This is a genomic window from Coprococcus sp. AF38-1 (genome assembly GCF_003603945.1).
Lineage (GTDB): Bacteria > Bacillota > Clostridia > Lachnospirales > Lachnospiraceae > Coprococcus > Coprococcus aceti.
The window spans coordinates 247,425-267,081 of record NZ_QVGO01000002.1 but is presented as its reverse complement, the minus strand read 5'-3'; the positions used below and the strand labels follow the sequence as shown (position 1 = coordinate 267,081).

General features: G+C 44.8%; 8 protein-coding genes. 7 read left to right on the top strand and 1 reads right to left on the bottom strand.

Features of this window, described 5'->3' with window-relative positions; all coding sequences use genetic code 11:
- The first annotated feature begins 98 nt into the window (after positions 1-98).
- The 4 genes from DW025_RS03770 (at position 99) to DW025_RS03755 (ending at position 14,412) form a co-directional block, all read left to right on the top strand.
- The gene (locus DW025_RS03770; protein ID WP_165854739.1) at positions 99-10,160 is read left to right on the top strand and encodes an InlB B-repeat-containing protein; all 10,062 of its coding nucleotides are present in this window, start codon (positions 99-101) and stop codon (positions 10,158-10,160) included.
- A 128-nt stretch (positions 10,161-10,288) separates the two neighbouring features.
- Positions 10,289-12,730, top strand: a complete 2,442-nt coding sequence (locus tag DW025_RS03765; RefSeq protein ID WP_119998765.1) for a LuxR C-terminal-related transcriptional regulator — start codon at positions 10,289-10,291, stop codon at positions 12,728-12,730.
- 270 nt (positions 12,731-13,000) lie between these two features.
- The gene (locus tag DW025_RS03760; protein WP_004849872.1) at positions 13,001-13,582 is read left to right on the top strand and encodes a xanthine phosphoribosyltransferase; all 582 of its coding nucleotides are present in this window, start codon (positions 13,001-13,003) and stop codon (positions 13,580-13,582) included.
- A 35-nt stretch (positions 13,583-13,617) separates the two neighbouring features.
- A complete protein-coding gene (locus tag DW025_RS03755) occupies positions 13,618-14,412 on the top strand; it encodes a hypothetical protein (protein ID WP_119998763.1) in 795 nt (264 codons plus the stop codon).
- Between the two features lie 63 nt (positions 14,413-14,475).
- Here DW025_RS03755 and DW025_RS03750 read toward each other — a convergent pair whose 3' ends face one another.
- Positions 14,476-16,275 carry an alpha-amylase family glycosyl hydrolase gene (locus tag DW025_RS03750; RefSeq protein WP_119998761.1) on the bottom strand — a complete coding sequence of 600 codons (1,800 nt, stop codon included), beginning with the start codon at positions 16,273-16,275 and terminating at the stop codon, positions 14,476-14,478.
- A gap of 181 nt (positions 16,276-16,456) precedes the next feature.
- Between DW025_RS03750 and DW025_RS03745 the strand changes: the two genes are divergently transcribed.
- The 3 genes from DW025_RS03745 (at position 16,457) to DW025_RS03735 (ending at position 19,648) form a co-directional block, all read left to right on the top strand.
- The gene (locus tag DW025_RS03745; RefSeq protein ID WP_158564597.1) at positions 16,457-16,627 is read left to right on the top strand and encodes a hypothetical protein; all 171 of its coding nucleotides are present in this window, start codon (positions 16,457-16,459) and stop codon (positions 16,625-16,627) included.
- A 176-nt stretch (positions 16,628-16,803) separates the two neighbouring features.
- Complete coding sequence (locus DW025_RS03740; RefSeq protein ID WP_117874890.1) at positions 16,804-17,577, top strand: ABC transporter ATP-binding protein; 774 nt, start codon at positions 16,804-16,806, stop codon at positions 17,575-17,577.
- The gene (locus DW025_RS03735) at positions 17,567-19,648 is read left to right on the top strand and encodes an FtsX-like permease family protein (RefSeq protein WP_119998759.1); all 2,082 of its coding nucleotides are present in this window, start codon (positions 17,567-17,569) and stop codon (positions 19,646-19,648) included. The genes DW025_RS03740 and DW025_RS03735 overlap by 11 nt, the downstream gene beginning before the upstream one ends.
- Positions 19,649-19,657 lie beyond the last annotated feature (9 nt).

The window sequence follows — 19,657 nt, the reverse complement described above, 5'->3', positions numbered from 1 at the left end:
CAATTATAATTGTAAATATATTATTGATATCAGAATGTGGCAGCTTAAAACGGCTGGTGCTCATGGTTAGTTTTTTAAGTGAAAGGGAGGAAGAAATTATGAGAAAGAGGGCGATAAGCTGGGCGCTGACGGCCAGTATGGTGCTATCTATGCTGTCCGGATTTATTCCCGGACAAAAAGCATACGCGGCGGACAGCTCGAAGAAAACAGGCAAGACGGTGGTCGAGACAGAGATTGACGAGAGTACATACAAAGCTCTGGGTCTCAGCACCGATATAGACAAAAGCAAAGCTGCGGTGCCGTATGACAAGGATAATATATCTACATTTGCAGAGGTGAATGAGGTATACGTTGCGGCAAACGGCAATTACAGAAACAAGTACACTGTGCGAGACGGATTTGACAGGATTGGAGATTTCAAGGACAGGACTACAAAGGTAAACAGCAGCCTTGGCAATCTGTACGGAGCGTATGGTTTCTATGATCTTGGCGAAGATAATGTGAAAGTGGAACACGGCGGATCGGGAGACAGTAACATAAGCAGCAACATGGGAAATGTTCTAAAAAAGGACAGTAATGGTTTTGACGGCCTGTATGCGACAAGCGTTGCATTTGATGGAGGCGACGGAAAAACCAACTACGTTGCGGAGCTAAGAGTACATGGAGATAAAGTATTCGGTCCAGCTGGATGGAAAAGTATTAAAACTGTCATAGACGGCAAGGAGTACCGCGGAAAGATAGATGTGAATATTTTCAAGATAGCAGCTGATGGTACAAGATATTCAATTGCTACGCTTACCCCTACTTTAAACAAGAATTCTACATATAGCGATGGACTTTTGTATTTTATCAGAAGATACCAGCAGGAGCTGGATGCGATGTTTGAGATCGAAAAGGCCGATCTGAATGGAGATGGCTTTGAAGATCTTCTCGTATACTGTGGAACTTACGAGGATAGAAATATAAACGATCAGAACATACGCTATGCCATAGTCGATGTATATTATGGCAAGGGAAACGGCAGGTTCACAAAGGGAAATAATATAAGCATACCGGGCGGGCTTGCATCTAATTATGAAAGTGGAACGGATGGATCGTGGTGTGATTATGGAATAGGAAGAGCTCCTGTGGTAACTCTGGCCGGCGGTGATCTGGAGCAGGACGGCCGGGATGAGGCCGCGGTTGCCGTATCTGGATCAGTTCTGAATTACAACATGGCAAAGGCAGGTCATATGACCGTCTATACATATAAAGACGGCAGACTTGTCCCTATAGAAGGTCTGAATGAAGTGTCACTTGGAGACACAGATGACAAAAAACAGAACTACGGAATGTATGCTGCAAACTGTGCATTTGGCCGGTTTAAGTATCCTGGATCAGGAGCCATGGTCACAGGACTTATAGTTGGAGGATATTATTCGAGCAATTCTCAATATTCGCAGATGGAATATGAAGCCACGCAGGCTGCATACAGATACGTATACTACGATAGTCTGACGGATAATTATGTGTTGTCAGATTATCATACGAGAAGCCTGGGGACTAAGAGTAAAGAAATCGTGAAATATCACAAGGTTAAAGATAATGAATATTACAGACCTGTGAATGCACCTATGGCGCTTGCGTGTGCAGACCTTAAGGGTATGAACGGCAATAATGAAAATGACAGTGTGCTTTTTGGCGCAGAGGTATATGCTTTCTCACTGGAAGATGGCGGAATAACAGGTTCGGAGATAGGAAGCATGAGTATATGTACCGACCAGCGCAATCAGGGCAACGACAAGAAGAAAAAAGATCAGGTGTGGATCGGCGATGTCAGGGTTGGCTGTGTCGATAAGGATGCCAAGGGGAACAATTACAGACAGAGTTTTGTATGCGTTGTGGGAGTGCACAGAGAGAAGAAACTCAATGATAAAGATGATTATTACTGGCTGGACATAGCGACATTTTCTATGGATGGCGGCAGCCCATACAGCAGTCAGGAGGGTGTAGTATGCCAGTCGAACAGCAGACAGGATATGTATGGAACATTTGTTTCACTGTGTCTTCCGGATATTGATAATGACAGTGTGCGGTTAAAGTACGAGGGAGAGTATCCGGTATACACAAATCCAGAGGTCTATGCAATCCTTCAGGCAAGTCCGTATTTTGATGATGTTCAGGAAGTATATGAATATGTAAATAACGGTGGAACATCATATTCAACAAGCAAAGGTTCATCGAACACGGTATCAGCTAACTTGTCAATATCAGTTGGCGCGTATGTGTCGTCGGAGATCCAGCTCATCGGAGCAGGTGAGGTAGAGGTTGAACTTTCGTATGGAGCAAGCTTTGAATATGCAAATACACAGACAACGGAATATGAGATAACATATAATGCCGCAGGTGGAGGTTCTGATCAGGTTGTTCTGTACTGTTTGAAATATATGTATTACGAATACTCCATATATGATCCGATTGCGAGAAAATGGGAGCCGGTGGTTATGCCGGTATGTCTCGGACCTTCAACTTCAATCATAGATGTGGCAGATTACGACAAGGTTGCAAGAAGGAGCAAGGGGCTCAACGAGATATATAATAATATTCTGAATAACACAGCGGGAGACCCTGCTACATACCAGACTCTTGGAGGTAAATTAAAGTACGCCTATCAGTCAGGTGGAAATAACAATTATTCTTCTGTAAATGCCAGCTCTGGTGCAGATCAGACTCAGACGATATCTGTGACTGATGAGAATGAGTATTCAACTGAAGTGTTCCTTGAGGCGAACGAAAAGCTTGGTGCTGGAGGCGGAGGACTCGGTAATAAGGTCATCGTCGGTGTAACATCAAGCCAGCATGCGGGTCTTGGTCACACCCGTGTAAGCTCGAATGGTGTTACATACAGTGGAACGGTGGACAATGTTCCGGCAGACTGCACAGGCTTCTCATTTGACTGGCAGCTGCGAGTGAACACTGCAAAGCTGAACAGCGACAGTGATTCAGTGTTCGTCATTGGCTATGATGTTAAGAATGTTGTTCGTCCGGCGCGTATGCCGATGGGACTTTCTGTTGTCGACACAACGAGAAAAAGTGTCAGTCTTGAGTGGTCACCGTCCAATGATGCAGATTACTATGAGGTCTGTATCGTTGATGCAGGGGGTAATTACAACAGCAAGGCAGTTGTGCCATATACAGTTACTGACTATGAAGTGAAGGGACTATATTCCAACAGGACTTACACATTTGCAGTGAGGGCTCTTCAGGCAAATGGTTCAAAGAGTCTGTTCAGCCGTCCGGCAACCGCGACGACACTTCAGGACAGTTCTAATTTCCATATAACAAAGAACCCTGATGATACAAATACGTTTGCGGGTGGAAATGCAGAATTTGCGGCAAATGCGGTTTATTATGATGGGGATGGAGTAAACCAGAGCGTTGGATACAACTGGCAGGTTAATACAGATAATGGATGGAGAAGCGTATCGACAGGAGGCAGCAATCCTACGCTCAGACTTACTGATGTAAGTGATGAAATGGATGGAAACGAATATCGATGCAGAGTTTATTACAACGACATCACACTCTACACCAAGACTGCGACACTCACTGTAAATAAGGCAGACAGCAAGGTCATGCTTCTGGCGCACAACGATACCGAGAATAAAGATCTGTCGGATGGCAGCGTAGTCAGGGCATCGGGCTCAGAGACTACAAAGGTGGAGAACGTGACTAAGGAGAGAAATCTTATAACAGTAACATCCGGAGTCAGGGAATATATTCTTGTCAGCGACGGAACAAACTATATGTGGAAAGATAGTGACGAGAATTACTATCCATGCAGCGTAAGCGTCAAAAAGGACAGCGATGGTTACGTGGATGAATCACAGACATTTAAAGCATCTGATGTGGGCGGCGCGGCATATGGTGTGAGTGAATCAGATTTCATCGCAGATATTGATGGCAATACTTATAAGCTGACCAGCGTAAATGCAGATGACTATGCAGGTGAAAAGGTGTCATATGCATCTGATGATGTTACATATGACAGGATACTCGCAAAATGGGTATCAGAGGATGGCAGCAAGAACTTCTATCTCCTCGGAAACACATCGGGAAGTGAAGACAGTACGGTGTACTATTATGTGGCAGATAGTGAAAGCGGAAGTTTTACGATGACTTCAAAGAAGACTCTGAATGTGTCAGATACTGTCAAGGTGGTCCAGACTGATCTCAAATCAGTATATCAGACCAAGACGGTGAGATCTGAGACCACAGGAGCAGAGGTCACATATACAGGAGACAAGATCACACTCAGCTGTCAGCCAAAATCACTGTCAGGTGAGAATGTACAGGGAGATGTGGAATTTGTCATCACAGGGCCTGAGAGCAGGCGCATAGCTGGTAAGTACGACAGAGCAAATGGCTGCTATACTGCACAGTGGGAGCCATCCGGACAGGGAATATACAACGTATATGTATACTTTGCAGGAAACAAACAGTACAACGACAGTATATCTGACTCGATGGCTATATATACCTCATTTGAGGGAAAGACGAACATGAATCTGACCATGCAGGATAATGTAAGATATGGAGATTCAGTGAAGATGTCTCTGGAGAGAGTGTCATACGACAATACAGGAAAGCTTCAGGATATCACGGACGATTCAGAATACACAGTTAAGATAAAGAATAATAAGACAGGAAAATTTGAGGACACAGACAAATACGAACTTGCAAACGGTGTGTTTATACCGAAGTCTATTGGAATGTTCCAGATAACGGCATCAAATGGCGGAGACAAGACCCAGAAGAATATAAATGTTGGAAGGGCACAGCTTGAGATAGCTGCCCAGGATACAGAGAAAAGTGTAAATGATTCTGTAAGAGAGTGCGAGGATGCGGTGATAACAGGTCTCAAGGCATGGGATACCGACATAATGCCTCAGAGAGACAGGGATTACGAGCTCGGATCAGATGGAGTAAGTGGGCTGTTGCCGGGTATATATGATATAGATGTTGCATACGTCAAGGTGGGCGATCAGCATTCACAGGTTATGAATGAACTTGAGAAGAACTATATAATAAACCTGGTTAAAGCATCATACACACTGACAGGAAACGTGTACACCGTTACTGCCAGACCGGCAAATACACATGGTACAGTTTCAATCAAGTACCAGCAGCCTGGAAATGAAAACAGTGACGGACTCACAGTTGACAGTGGAACAAGACTCCCTGAGAACTCAACGATCACTTTAGCTGCTACTCCTCATAAGGGATATAAGGTTAAGAGCTGGTCGTTAAATGGAAAGACAGTTACGGATCCACAGTGTGGAACATCTGGTGGCAAGGCGTGCAGCGATGACCAGATCCAGATGGATAAGTTGAAAGCAAACATGAATGTAGCAGTAAACTTTGAGCCTGTATATCACAAGCTGACATACAAGCCTGACAATGAGGCTCATGGAACACTCAAGGCAAACTATGTGACGGATGGAACAATTGGAAAATCGTTCGGTTCAGGTGCAAACATTCATATAGAACAGAAGGTGAGACTCACTGCGGTTCCGGCAGCAGGATATGTTCTGGATCATTGGACTGTTACGGGAGAAGATGGAGTTCCAGAGACCGTTCTCGCGGAAGATGGAGTGACAAATAACACATCTCTCACATATGATGCAGAGGAGATCAGCGAGGATACACTTATCACGGCATATTTTGCAGAGGCACAGAATTTCAAAATATCAGTCGCACCTGTAACTGTTGGAAGCGATGGAAAGACTACAGTGACAACAGGTGTGGATGTCACAGTCAAGGCTCAGCGAGTTGACGGCACAGTGATTATAGAGAGCGGTGAAGACGGTATATATGAAGTCAGCCGAGGCGACAACGTAACCATTCAGGTTACAGTTCCGTCAGGACTTCTTCTCGACGGATGGTCAGCAGCAGATGGACAGGAACTTGGAACTGTATCAGCGGATCTCAGGACGATGACAGTGTATGATATAGCTTCAGACCTCGATTATACAGTTAAGTACACTGCGCCGAACAGATACAAGGTGACATATGGTGCGGATGATGATGCAGCTGGTGTGGTAGATGCTGTGGCTGCAGGAAGTGCAGACGCACTTGTATCCGGTGACAAGCAGCTTCAGGGAAGTGACATAGTATTTACAGCAACTCCAAATGAAGGCTATGAGATAGCATACTGGGAGGTAAATGGCGAGAAGGTTGATGCTGAGGCAGAAGGTGCTGATGCCCAGAGGTATGAACTAGAATATCTCGGCAAGGATACAAAGGTTGTCGTATACTTCTACAAACAGCCGGTTGTGTCGTGGACATCAGGAAATGACACAGAGATGACTGCAAAGTCAGGAGATTCTGATCTGGCAAATGGCGGATGTATCGCATATGCAAGTAAGGATGATCTGAAATTCACATTTGCGGTGAAGAGAAATTATGAGATAGCTGACATAAAGGTAAATTACGCAGGAGAGGATGTATTCAGTCTTGCGGAGAACAGCGGAGAAGGAAAGCTGGCTGAGACTGCGGATGCTGAGTCCGGAACAGAGAGATACACATTTACGTGGAGTGCTCCGGCAGATGGATTTACAGGTGATGTGACAGTAAATGTCACATACAGAAAGATCACACCATCCGTGAAGGCTGAGTATTCTCTGAAAGTGATAGAGAAGGCTTCTGCTGGAGAAGCGTCAGGAAAGACACACGGCTCTATAAGTGCAGATGTGTCAAGAAAAAATCTCCCTTCATACATACAGATAGGAGATACCATAAGTGATGCGACGGAGAGCAAATCTGCGCAGATCACAGACATATACAGAGATTCTGTCATCACATTCAAGGTTGTGCCTGATGATGGATACAATGTAAAAGAATGGATTATAAATGGACATAAGCTGACAAGCGAGACAGAGAATATAAAGTTATATTCAGACAAGAAAGTAAATGATACCCTTAAGATCACGGTTGACGGAGATTCATCTGATGTGACAGTTATGGCTGGTCTTGAGCTGGTTGGTGATGTACTCACATTTGGTCCTGAGACAGAGGGAACAGGTGAGGTGAGCGCCATGATCACATCTACAAAGCTGGTGCTCGAATCAGGAGATATGATAGGTGCTGCTTCATATGTGGAATTCACAGCGACGGCTGCAGAAGGATATGAAGTTGCAGACTGGCTTGTAAATGGAATCAGCCAGGGTGTGGCAGAGAAGATATTTGCATACAAAGTGCCAAAGGATACGAGAGTTGATGTGAGGGCGGTGTTTGACAGACCTGTGTATAAGATAACATGGTCGGCGGACGGAGCCGGACAGATAGAGGCAGAGAACGTGACATCAGGAGAAACACTTGATGGAGAGTCTGCGGATATCAGAGGCGACAGAATGCTTAAGTTTACGGCTATTCCGGATCAGTATATGGAGTGTACGGGATACACAGTAAAGACAGCAGAGGGAACAAAGGATTACACAGCAGAGGAGCTTGGCAGCAACGTATTTGTGGTTGACAAGGTGGCATCTGACATAGATGTTGTTGCTCACTTTGCTAAGCAGGAGCTGAAGTCAGTTATAACCTTTGAGGCAAATGATGCTGCTCTTGGAACTGTGACAGCGGTATATGGACTGGACGAGAAGGCTGAGATCACAAGTGGCGATAGCCAGGTATCCGGCGGAGATGCAGTATTTACGGCAGCTCCTGCAGATGGCCAGATGATCGAGGGCTGGTATCTTGATCCTGAGTGTACACAGGCTATAGAAGGCACTGAACTGGAGCAGACTACCTATGAGGTGAAGACTATCTACACAGATGTGGCAGTATATGTTAAGTTTGTGGAGATTCCAGAGTATACAGTTAAGGTAGGTACAACAGGAACCGGATCGGCGAAGATCACAGCATCTTCTGACGGCGAGGAACTTGAGATCGTATCAGGAGAGGTTAAGCTCAAGAGACATAAGGACCTGACGATCACAGTTACCCCTAAGGATGAATACAACACAGTTGAGCACTGGACAGTTGACGGAGTAGATGTTGATTCAGATGAACTCACATACAAGCTGACAGACATAACAAAGGATGCAGAGATATATGCATATATCGCACCATCACTTCTTGTAAATGTAATATTCAAGAATGAGGATGAAGTTAAGAAATATGACAATATAGACATCAGTACAGGTTATGCCGGCGAGGATGGAGATATAAGCGGACTTAAGCCAATAAATGCTGAGAATAACTTAGTGAGAATAGGTTCTGGCAAGGATGTAAGATTTGCCATAACACCTTCTGATGATTATATGATCCAGGCATGGACAGTCAAGTACATCAGAGGCGGAAAGGTTGTCAAGGAAGAGTCTGGCGCTGACTTTGGATTTACCAACGAGATACTTTTAAATGATGTTACAAACAGCATAGAGGTAAGTGCAGAGCTTGTTGACAGAGTTGGATATGCCATTCCTGTAGAGGGAAATTATGACAGAGATAATAATCTGATAGAGACTGCAGGTGGTGAAAGCACACCGGAGACAGCCTACACTATAACAGACCTTACAAAGATACCAGACAATGTGGTATTCAAGAATGACAATGGCGTAGTTCTTGATAATATGGTAAGAGAGAACGGAGATGCGAGTGTTGTTATTACACCTGCTGAGGGCTGGAGAATCAGAGATATAATCATTGATGAACCAGAGAACGCTGAAAATTCAGAGGAGTCAGAGAATATCATGTCAGTCCAGCCAGTGCTTGCAGAGGATGGAACTGAGACAGGAGCATATCTTGTAAGTGATGTAAACGTCACAAAGAATATGGAGTTTAAGGTTGATGCAGTTAAGCTTTACTCTGTAACAATAGCAGATACGGAGCATGGAAACATAAAGGTGACAAAGCCAGATGGCACAGAGGTGGAGAACGGTGAAATGATTGACGAGAAAACTGTTCTTACATACACAGCAACACCGGATATGTACTATGACTTTGACGCATGGACAGAGGATGCGGCAGATCAGGCTGAGAGCACATTTGAAAAAGCCCTTGACGGAAGTATCACAGTGGGAGCAGCCTTCAAGGCAAGATATGCAAAGGTAAGTATTGCCACAGTGAAGAATGGTACGGTAACTGTCACAACAGCTGACGGTAAGAAGATATCTAACGGACAGCTGGTTCAGGAAGGCACAGATATCATCTGCAAGGCAATTCCTGCAAAGCATTGTGATCTGTCAGCCTGGGGCGGAGATGCCAAAGGCAAGACTGGTACTACAGTGAAACTTACGGTGACAAAGAACATGAATATAAGCGCGGCATTCAAGTTCAGGTATGTGAAGGTAGCTATTGGAAAGACTGAAAACGGATCGATCACAATCAAGACTGCGGAAGGCAAAACAGTTAAGAATGGTGCATCAGTGATCGAGGGAACGGTTCTTATCTGCACAGCAAAGGCGGCAAAAAACTGTAAACTTGGAAGCTGGACAGGAAGCTTCAAGAGTACAAAAACTTCGGTAAAGGTTGCTGCAAATAAGAATATGAAAATCAATGCCAGGTTTGTAGCAAAAATACCGGCACAAAATACAGCTGGTATCAATAAGAATATCCATGCAGTAGTATCTGGAAACAAAGTGACAGTTGTGTGGGGTAAGGTTAACAGGGCTGACGGATATGATATATATGCACAGAAGTGCTATGTAAACTTTGACTCGAAAAGTCTTATTAAATCGGTAAAGGGCGCATCGGCAACCCGAGTTACAATATCCGGCATTAATGGCAAATCACTTGCTAAGTTAGATATGATCAAGCTGAGAGTAAAGGCATATAAGCTGGTAAATGGTAAGAAGAAGTATATAGACAATAGTGTCATGCTTCATATAGTTACCAATAGCGGCAAATATACCAACATCAAGAAGGTTCTGCTTCCACGGAAGAGCTATGTGTTGGGAGTTAAGCAGACGATTCAGCTTAAACCTGGATTTACCAAGGCGGACGCCAGCAAGATGGTGCTTGATGGCACACATGGTGCAAGGTATTTGTATGCATGTACAAATAAAAATGTTGCCACAGTTGATGCCAAAGGAAGAATAAAGGCAAAGGCCGCAGGAAAGTGTACGGTCTATGTAATTGCTGTAAATGGCACTACACAGGCTGTGCAGATTATAGTAAAATAAAAATAGTAGCTGCATGAGGTGCTTGATATCCGGCCCGTTGGGGCTGGATACAGGCACCTTTGCTGATATATACAGGGTGTTGATTATCTATACCGGGATTAAAAAGTGAGAAAAGGAGATTTGTACATATGGGGAATACGGCTTCGGGTAATAAAGGCTGTTTTATAAAACCGAAAAAAGCATGGAGACTTCTCAGAACGGCGGATGATGAGAATGTAACATCGTATATCTATGGGGTCAGTGGTTCGGGAAAGACGACTCTTGTCAGCAGATATCTTGGAACACGTAAGTACATGGTGGTGGATGCCGGCGGTATCAGACCGGATGACCTTGTGGTAGAAAGCAGCAACGCAAGAAAAATAATTGTCATAGATAATCTGCACGAGCTCTCATGGGGGGATGTGGACACAGTGAGGGAGCAGATCATAGAACTCATTAGAAGAGAAGACGTATGGGTTATACTCGTTGGCCGGTGTCCGGTTCCCCCATGGCTTTCTGCTGTAAGATTTCAAGAAGGATTTTATGTGGTGGACAGCAAGCTGCTTATGTTCAGTCTGGAGGATATAAAGAAGTATGCTGAATACGCTGGATTTAGTATCAATGAGGCACAAGTGCAGAGAATGTACTATGAGACTACAGGACTTCCGCTGGCTGTGGAGATGTGCCACATCAAATACATGGAAATGGCATATACAAGCAAGATGACAGATGATATGTATTGTGATTTTTCGAGACGCGTTGTGGATGAGATGTGTAATTACCTTGAGTATCATGTGTATGATAACTGGGATGTGGAAATGCAGGAATTTCTCATGGAAATATCCGTGGTGGATGAGTTTACAACAAAACAGGCTGAGATGATAACCGGAAGAAGTGACAGTGAGCTTTTGATCGAGAGGGCAAAGTGGCTTGGAAACTTTATGACCAGCCGGATGGATAAGGATGGCAATACACAATATCAACTGCAGTTTCACATGAGGGTCTCTATGCGCAGACGTCTTAAGCGGAAGTACGAGAAAGAGCGTATAAGAGGCCTGTATGAGAATGCCGGACTGTTTTACAGACTTAACGGAGATATAAGGAAAGCTCTAGAGATGTATGAAAATGCAGGAGTTACAGAGCGAATAGTTTCAATACTTGTCGATAATGCCAGACATGCGGCGAACAGTGGTTATTACTATGATCTGAAAAAATATTACCTGGAACTTCCGGATCATGTCATCGAGAAAAGTCCTGAGCTTATGTGTGGTATGAGCATGCTGCAGTCACTCCTTCTAAATCCTGATGAGAGTGAAAGATGGTACGACAGACTAAAATTATATGCAGATGAAAACCAGGGAAGTGCCAGGAAAAATGCAAAGGGGCTTTTGCTGTATCTGGATATTGGTCTGCCGCACAGAGGAAGTGTTGATGTATTAAAGCTTTTGAAGTCAGCATACACAATGGTCTTTAATAAGGAGGTAAGAATACAGGAATGGTCGGTTACATCCAATCTGCCTTCAATGATGAACGGTGGAAAAGATTTCTGTGAGTGGAGCAAGAGAGACAGAGAGCTGGCATCGAAGGTTGGCAGGATAGTGGAGTTTGTGCTTGGAAAATACGGAAAAGGTCTTGTAAATCTTGCTTTGGCGGAGAGTTTTCTTGAAAAGAGCGGAGATAATTACGAGGTGGCAACGCTTGCGGCAAAGGGCAGAATGCAGGCGGAAGCAGGAGGAAAAATCGAGCAGTGCTTTGTTGCTGATGGTATATTGGCGTGGCTGCATTTGCAGAACGGAAAGCCACAGGAGGCTCTTGAGGTTTTGAATGGAATAGAGGGAAAGGCTGAAAAAGAGGAAGGACAAAATCTCCTTCCCAATATATATGCATTTGAGACCAGATGCAGCCTGTACAGAGGAGATAGAGCCTGTGTTACAGGTTGGATGGAAAATGCTCCGGATGAAAATGTTGAATTCAGGATATATGACAGGTTTATCTATCTAACCAAAGTGAGAGTATACCTTCAAAGCGGACGGAATGAACAGGCATATTCGCTGCTGACAAAGCTGAGATATTATGCTGAGATGATGTCCCGTACGTATATAGGGATAGAATGTAGTGTGCTGATGGCTGTAGCTTTGCAGCGATTGAAAAATGATGACTGGAAAAAGGCAATGTGCCATGCTATGGATACTGCGATGGAATATAGCTTCACAAGGATTATATCCAGAGAAGGTGCGGCGGTGAATACTCTTATAAATACCTGTGGATGGAAAGTCGAGAAAGATGGTGCTGACGATAAGGAGATAGCCGCAAGAAGGGCATATTTCAGACAACTGCAGAAGGAGACTGAGAGTATGACGAGATACTACCCCGGATATATGAAAGCGGGAGTGGATGATGTTCAACTCAGTGAGACGGCTACAGCCATACTTAAATTGCAGGCAGAGGGCTTGTCCAGACAGAAGATAGCGGACAGACTCAACATGTCGGAGGCGAATGTAAAGTATCATCTGAACCAGGTGTACAGGAAACTCGGGGTGACTGATAAGGCCGGGGCGGTCAGGGAGGCATCTAACAGGGGACTTATCTAGTGATTGTGAGATTTGTGTTCGGTGGTGATTTACTTGAATACACCGCATGTAAAAGTTGTATATGAATGTATATAATTAGGGTGGAAAAACTTAGATTGTTGTTGTATTATGTCTATAATTATGATTACATACGAATCAGTAACGTCAGATTGAGATGAGGATAATTTCCGTATGGCATAAAAGTGTTGGTGAAGATGGCGTTTGGAACTTAGAGAATGAGCGAGTACGGACGGATTCGTATTTGACAGGTATTCAAGGAGGAATTACGACGTGAATTTTTTGGAAGAGAGAATAACTAAGGATGGAATAGTAAAGGAGGGCAATGTTCTCAAGGTGGATAGTTTCCTGAACCACCAGATGGATATACGTCTGTTTGATCAGATCGGTGAGGAGTTCAAGAAGAGATTTGAGGGAACAGAGATCAACAAGATCCTTACTATAGAGGCATCCGGAATAGGCATTGCCTGTGTTGTTGCCAGACATTTTGACGTGCCTGTTGTATTTGCGAAGAAGTCAAAGAGCATTAATATAGAGGGCGATGTGTATGTGGCAGAGGTTGAGTCATTTACACACAAGTGTAAGAATCAGGTTATCGTATCCAAAAAATTTATAAATCCGGAGGACAAGATTCTTATCATAGATGATTTCCTTGCAAATGGATGTGCGCTTCAGGGACTCATCTCCATAGTCAAGTCAGCAGGCGCCAGCGTAGAGGGAATCGGAATCGCAGTTGAGAAGGGCTTCCAGACAGGTGGTCAGGTCATCAGGAATCTCGGATATCATCTTGAGTCGCTTGCGATAGTGGACAGCATGGACGCTGCTACGGGCGAGATAAAGTTCAGGGAGCAGTAGGATCGCTGTGGGATATTTGCTGAGAGGTGGGGTATATGGGAAATAACAATTTAGAAGAAAAAAATGTTTCTATGCCTGAGAAAATTGGAGGCGTAATATTTGGCATATGGTTTGTTGCCAGTATTATAGCCGGATTTGTTGCAAGTGAGATCGGAACGGATGCTGTTATGCTTGTTGTGGGGCAGTTTTTTGCCGGGATAGTTCTTGTCATAATTCTAAAGACTCTTATTCCGATGATTAAGAAGCGAAAGCGGGGGAGCATCATCGGTATAGTGTTCATATCTGTGTTTGCCGGTGCTGCATCGGCGCTGATATGGGCGGCGTGTGCTGTGAAAGATGGCTCTTTCGCGGATAAGATAGTATTGCTCCCGGAACGGATATTGGGGAGAGAAAATTGCAATGTTGGAGCATTTTATGCAGAGATATTTGTCTGTGCATTCTTTGTGGTCAGTGCAATAACACTGCTCTCTGTGATATGTAAGAGAAAAGCGCTTGAGCGAAGATGTTCATTTACTGTGAAAGCTGTATGCCATGATGTACGTGCAGATATGAGACAGGATATGAGAGCCGGCAGAAGATATCCGGAGGCGGGAGTATTTGAATTTACATACAGGGATAAGCAGTATAAAGTGTATGAGCAGACATATGTATATGGACTGAATATAAGTAAAGGCGATGTGGTATATCTTTATATCAATCCAGAAAATCCGTACGAATTTTATCTGGAAAACAGTGGTATATTCAGCAGTCAGGCGATATGGTCAGCAGTTTTTTTGATGGTTATATCAGGTTTGATGGCCGCAGGCTGCAATTTGTTGATTTTTAGGTGAAAAAATAGCCAGGTGTATGTTCTCCAATTTGGAGAATATGTACCTGGCTGTTTCTACGTAATTTTATCTGAAACTCTTCAGCCAATTGACGAGAGAGTCGTGCCAGATATTATCTACGACTGTCTTTTTCATCTGTGCGTCAACAGGTCCGTTTCCGGCAAGCTTTGCAAGGACTGCAGCCTGAAGCTCTGGAACTGTCATGGATTCCGGAGACTTGCTCCAGTCAACTGTGATGGTTTCTGGATCAACCGGGGTGTCGGCGGCAGCTTGGGCAGAAGCGTCCTTGGCTGAATCTTTTACCTCGTTGGCGGCAGTAGTATTCTTCTCAATATCAGTAGTGTTTTTCTTAGCATCTGCAGATTCTGTAGCAGTCACAATGTCTTTGGATTCTTTGGATTCTATCTTTGGTTCAGCTTCCTTATTGCCTTTTGCATCGGTAGCTGTTTCAGATGCTGCTTTATCTTCTGTGTTGGTCTTAGCTTCGCTATCAGTCTTCGTCACAACCTTAACCGGCTTTACATCCAGGTCTGTTACCTCAGGCACCCAGATCTCACCACTGTTTGCAGGCTGGGTTATGTTGATATGACCATCCTGTACAGATACCTTTTCGCCTGACAGGGCGCCGATGTATGCTGTGCAGTTCCCTGCTGCAAGGTGCATTCCGGCCGGTGCATCGTCATTGTTCACTGACACGATGACACGTGTTCCGTCAAGATCTCTTGCGTATGCGAACTGTCTGTTGGTGAGCATCAGCTCATCGTAGCTGCCATATGACAGTGCAGGAACAGCCTGACGTACCTTGCCGAGTGCGGCAATGAGTGCCGTGCAAGGGTTAGTTTTTACTGAATCTTTGTAATCTTCTATATTGAGAGCTGGTCTTAAGGAATCGTCCGAGCCATATTCCTTGCGTCCCTCAATACCAAATTCTGAACCGTAGTATATGCTAGGCACACCCGGAAGAGTGTAGAGCAATACATGTACAGGTGCAAAATGAGCCTTATTGGTAAGCTTTGTATAGATACGCTCCACATCATGGTTGTCTACGAAGTTGTAGAGCTTTAATGTTCCCATGTTCTGGAGACGTCTTACAGTGTGCGCGATTTCAAAATAGTTGTGGTCATTGTGGCCGCTGTACAGAGCCTTGTGAAGTGTGTAGTTGGTGACACTGTGAAGAGTCTCGCCGTTTACCCAGCGGCTGTAGTCGCCGTGGATGACCTCACCCATGAGCCAGAAATCCGGCTTCACTTCATTTGCTGTGCGGCGCAGTGCCTTCATGAAATCAAAATCAAGGACGTCCGCAGCGTCAAGTCTGATTCCGTCCACATCGAACTCACTCACCCAGAAACGAATCACATCGCATATATAGTCAACGACAGCCGGATTCTTCTGATTCAGCTTGACGAGAAGGTTATAGCCTCCCCAGTTGTCGTAAGAGAAACCGTCGTTGTACTCGTTGTTGCCCCAGAAATTCACGTTGCAGTACCAGTCTTTGTACTGTGAATTCTCTCTGTTTGCCTGGATGTCCTTGAATGCGAAGAAGTCACGGCCTGTGTGGTTGAACACTCCGTCGAAGATGACCTTTATTCCCTGTTCATGGCAGTAAGCCACAAATGCTGTCAGGTCCTCATTTGTTCCGAGACGGGAGTCGAGCTTCTTGTAATCTGTAGTCTCGTAGCCGTGTCCGACTGACTCAAAGAGTGGTCCGATGTACAGTGCTGAACCGCCGATCTCCTTTATATGATCCACCCATGGAAGCAGGGTGTTTAAGCGGTGAACAGGCTCACCGTAGTCGTTCTGTTTAGGGGCTCCTGCAAGTCCCAATGGATAAATGTGATAAAATACTGCCTCATCATACCATGCCATAGTTATCCCTCCATTTTTTAAAATTAGCATTTACATTATACTAAAAAAATTAGGAAAAAGCGACAAAAAAACATGTCTATATTGCACGAACTATGGTATAATCATTTCTGTTGAAATGGACAAAAAAATACAGGAAAGAAAATGAGTAAAGAACAAGCTAAAACAGCAAATTCGGAGCGCGATGATAATTGCAGGAATAGGCTCCCTTATCCAGATCTTCCCTAAGATTGTGCAGACGGTATTTGCTGAGAACTGTGTGGCTGTTGTATTCATAGTTGCCATCATTCTGAATCTTGTGCTTCCTAAGAACATGGATGTCCACGAGACCCCAAAGACTGAGGATGCAGAGTAGGTCCAATAAAACATACAGATTATCCGAGAGGAAAACTTACAAGAGGTGTAAGTGTTAATCACAGCGTCGTTCTGATATTATGATATCAGAGCGGCGCTGCTTTTGTATTAACGTGGGCAACGAGCAAAAGTCCGTGATAGCACTCCGACCCCATGAAAATAAGAAAGGTGAACAATATGGATAGTTTATTAAAGATAGAATCACTGAAGAAATACTATGGCAAAAAGCCAAACCAGACTAAGGCTCTGGACGGCATATCATTTCAGATCATGCCGGGGGAGTTCCTTGGCATCATGGGTAGCAGTGGATCGGGAAAGTCCACACTGCTGAACTGTATCGCAACGGTCATAAAGCCTGACAGCGGAACCATAGAGCTCCAGGGCAAAGAGATACAGGTGCTTAAAGGTGCGAAGCTTGCGCAGTACAGAGGCAGGGAGATAGGTTATCTGTTCCAGAACTTTGAACTTCTGGACAATCTAACAGGCAGAGAGAACATTATGGTTCCGTTGTCAATACACGGTGTATCCGAGGATGAGAGCAGAAGCAGACTGGAAAAGCTTTCATCATATCTGGAGATAGATAACGTGCTTGACAAATTCCCGTCGCAGATGTCTGGTGGTCAGAGACAGAGGGTTGCGGCCGCCAGAGCGCTCATACTTAATCCGGGGATCATTCTTGCGGACGAGCCGACCGGAGCACTCGACTCAAGAAATGCAAAGTCACTCATGGAGAAGCTGTTGGGACTGAACAGGGATGACAACACTACCATACTTATGGTGACCCACGACTCAAATGCGGCCAGCTTCTGCAAGAGGATACTCTTCATACAGGATGGCAGGATATTCCATGAGCTCAGAAGAGATATGGAGAGAGAGTCGCAGCAGGAGTTTTATGAGAGGATACTCAAGCTGATGGCGCAGATGGGAGGAGGCAGCGCAAATGTTCTTTAAACTCGCAATGAGGAACAGCAGGAGAAGCAGGAAAGAGAATGGTCTGTTCTTCGCTTCGCTGGTTGTGTCCATAGTGGCATTTTATATCATATTGGCGCTGTCCCATCAGGATGTGATGATATTCCTGAGAAGTCTTGAAAGCGATGCGGTGAACAGTCTTCTTCAGATAGCGGCGGTGTTCTATGTATTTTCACTGGTCATGTTGTTCTTTCTTATATACTATGCAAGCAAATACCAGCTCGAACGACGGAGGCACGAACTTGGAATGTATATAATGATGGGGATGAGAAGATCAAAGCTTTTTGCCCTGCTGATGGCGGAGGATCTGGGCAGCAGCGTAGTGGCTCTGCTCATCGGACTTCCTATAGCGATCCTGGTGTCTGAGGTGGTCAGCCTTCTCACAGCCAGACTGGTAGGTCTTGGCGTTATAGGTCATCACGTATCATTTTCACTGCAGGCAGTCATACTGACAACTGTTGGATTTGTAGCGATAAAGCTTGCAGCATTTCTCATACTGAGCGGTAAGCTTGCAAGAAAGCAGATAGGCGATCTCCTTGTAGATACACCGGAGACAGAGAAGAAACAGCTTCCGGCTCCTGTGTATGGTGTGAGTGCAGTCTTCGGTCTTGTTGCGCTGGTCATTGCATACTGTCAGGGAATAGGCGGCTATTCGTGGATCAGCGTAAAATATATGGCGGTCACCATAACACTGGGATTTGTTGGCATGTTCCTGCTGTTTTTCGGTCTCAGGCTCTTTGTTGATGCACTGGCCAGACGTGCAAATGGCTCAAAACCACTTGCTGTGTTCGGTTTCAGGCAGATACACGAAAATGTGGTAACAAAATCTGGAACGCTTGCAATAAGCTCGATACTCATACTCGGCGCTCTGTGCTGCTGCGGTTCGGGCGTTGGCATATGTATATCCAGACAGAATACGTATCATGTGCTCGATTATACATTTGCCTCATATGGGGATGACGCTGAGGCGGACAGCAGGAATATCCGCGCGAAGCTGGAGGAAGCCGGCGTGTTGGAGGATTTCTCGGACGTATTCGATATGAAGCTTGGTTATATAAAGATGGGTGAAAATGAGTCCCATGATGATGCTGTGAACGTGGGGAATGTCATATCTGAGCTTGAAAAACTCAAAGTTTCAGAGGACAGGGATGTGCTTATAAATAACATGTCTTACATGACATACCCTTACCTGATCCAGGAGAGTGCGTACAACAAGGTGCTTGAGGCTGCGGGAAAGGAGCCTTTGGAGCTCGGAGAAAATGAACTGGCACTCTATACGGATTTCTTTACTGATTACCGCAGGGGTTTACTGAATGAGGTATTGGCAGAGAGTCCGGAGGTGGATGTAAGAGGAGATGAGTATCATCTGATCGGAGAGGTCCAGACCACGAAGATCGTGACAGATTCATCGATAACCCTGTCGTTCGGACTTATCGTGGACGATGATACATTTGCCAGATTGACAAATGACAATTACGAGTTATATGTAAATGCCATTCTCAAAAAGGATATCGTGGACGGTAAGGGCCTCATGAAAGCCATAATGGATGAAAATGAGAAGCTTGACGGCATAGATTTTGAGAGCATAAACGCTGATTGCGAGAGTTATCTGCAGAACATAGGAAGAAATATGTTCTACACGGTGGCTGCAGGATATATAACGCTTTATCTGGCGGTGGTGTTCCTCATAATTGCAAATACCATAATCGGTGTTCAGTTCCTGATGGGACAGAGAAAGTCCGGCAGAAGGTACAGAACCCTTGTGAAGCTTGGCGCGACATACGAAATGCTCTGCAGCTCAGCAAACAGACAGGTGGGCTGGTATTTTGGAATCCCGGTTGCCGTGGCGGCGGTCAGCAGTATATTCGGTGTGCGTGCTCTGCTCACGGGAATCCTGTCAGAATTCATGCGCGGCAGAGTGAAACAGATACTTATCATAGCTGCGGTTATGATAATCCTGTTGTGTGTGGTAGAATATATCTATATGACAGCGGTGAAACGCTCAAGCAACAGATATCTCATGGCGATGATGACACCGGAAAGGGTTGAGTAAACGGTGAAG

Excerpts from the sequence above, each read along its gene's own strand:
- DW025_RS03745 (WP_158564597.1), top strand. The coding sequence starts at position 16,457 with ATGATAATTGCAGGAATAGGCTCCCTTATCCAGATCTTCCCTAAGATT.
- DW025_RS03735 (WP_119998759.1), top strand. The coding sequence starts at position 17,567 with ATGTTCTTTAAACTCGCAATGAGGAACAGCAGGAGAAGCAGGAAAGAG.
- DW025_RS03755 (WP_119998763.1), top strand. The coding sequence starts at position 13,618 with ATGGGAAATAACAATTTAGAAGAAAAAAATGTTTCTATGCCTGAGAAA.
- DW025_RS03750 (WP_119998761.1), bottom strand. The coding sequence starts at position 16,275 with ATGGCATGGTATGATGAGGCAGTATTTTATCACATTTATCCATTGGGA.
- DW025_RS03770 (WP_165854739.1), top strand. The coding sequence starts at position 99 with ATGAGAAAGAGGGCGATAAGCTGGGCGCTGACGGCCAGTATGGTGCTA.
- DW025_RS03765 (WP_119998765.1), top strand. The coding sequence starts at position 10,289 with ATGGGGAATACGGCTTCGGGTAATAAAGGCTGTTTTATAAAACCGAAA.
- DW025_RS03740 (WP_117874890.1), top strand. The coding sequence starts at position 16,804 with ATGGATAGTTTATTAAAGATAGAATCACTGAAGAAATACTATGGCAAA.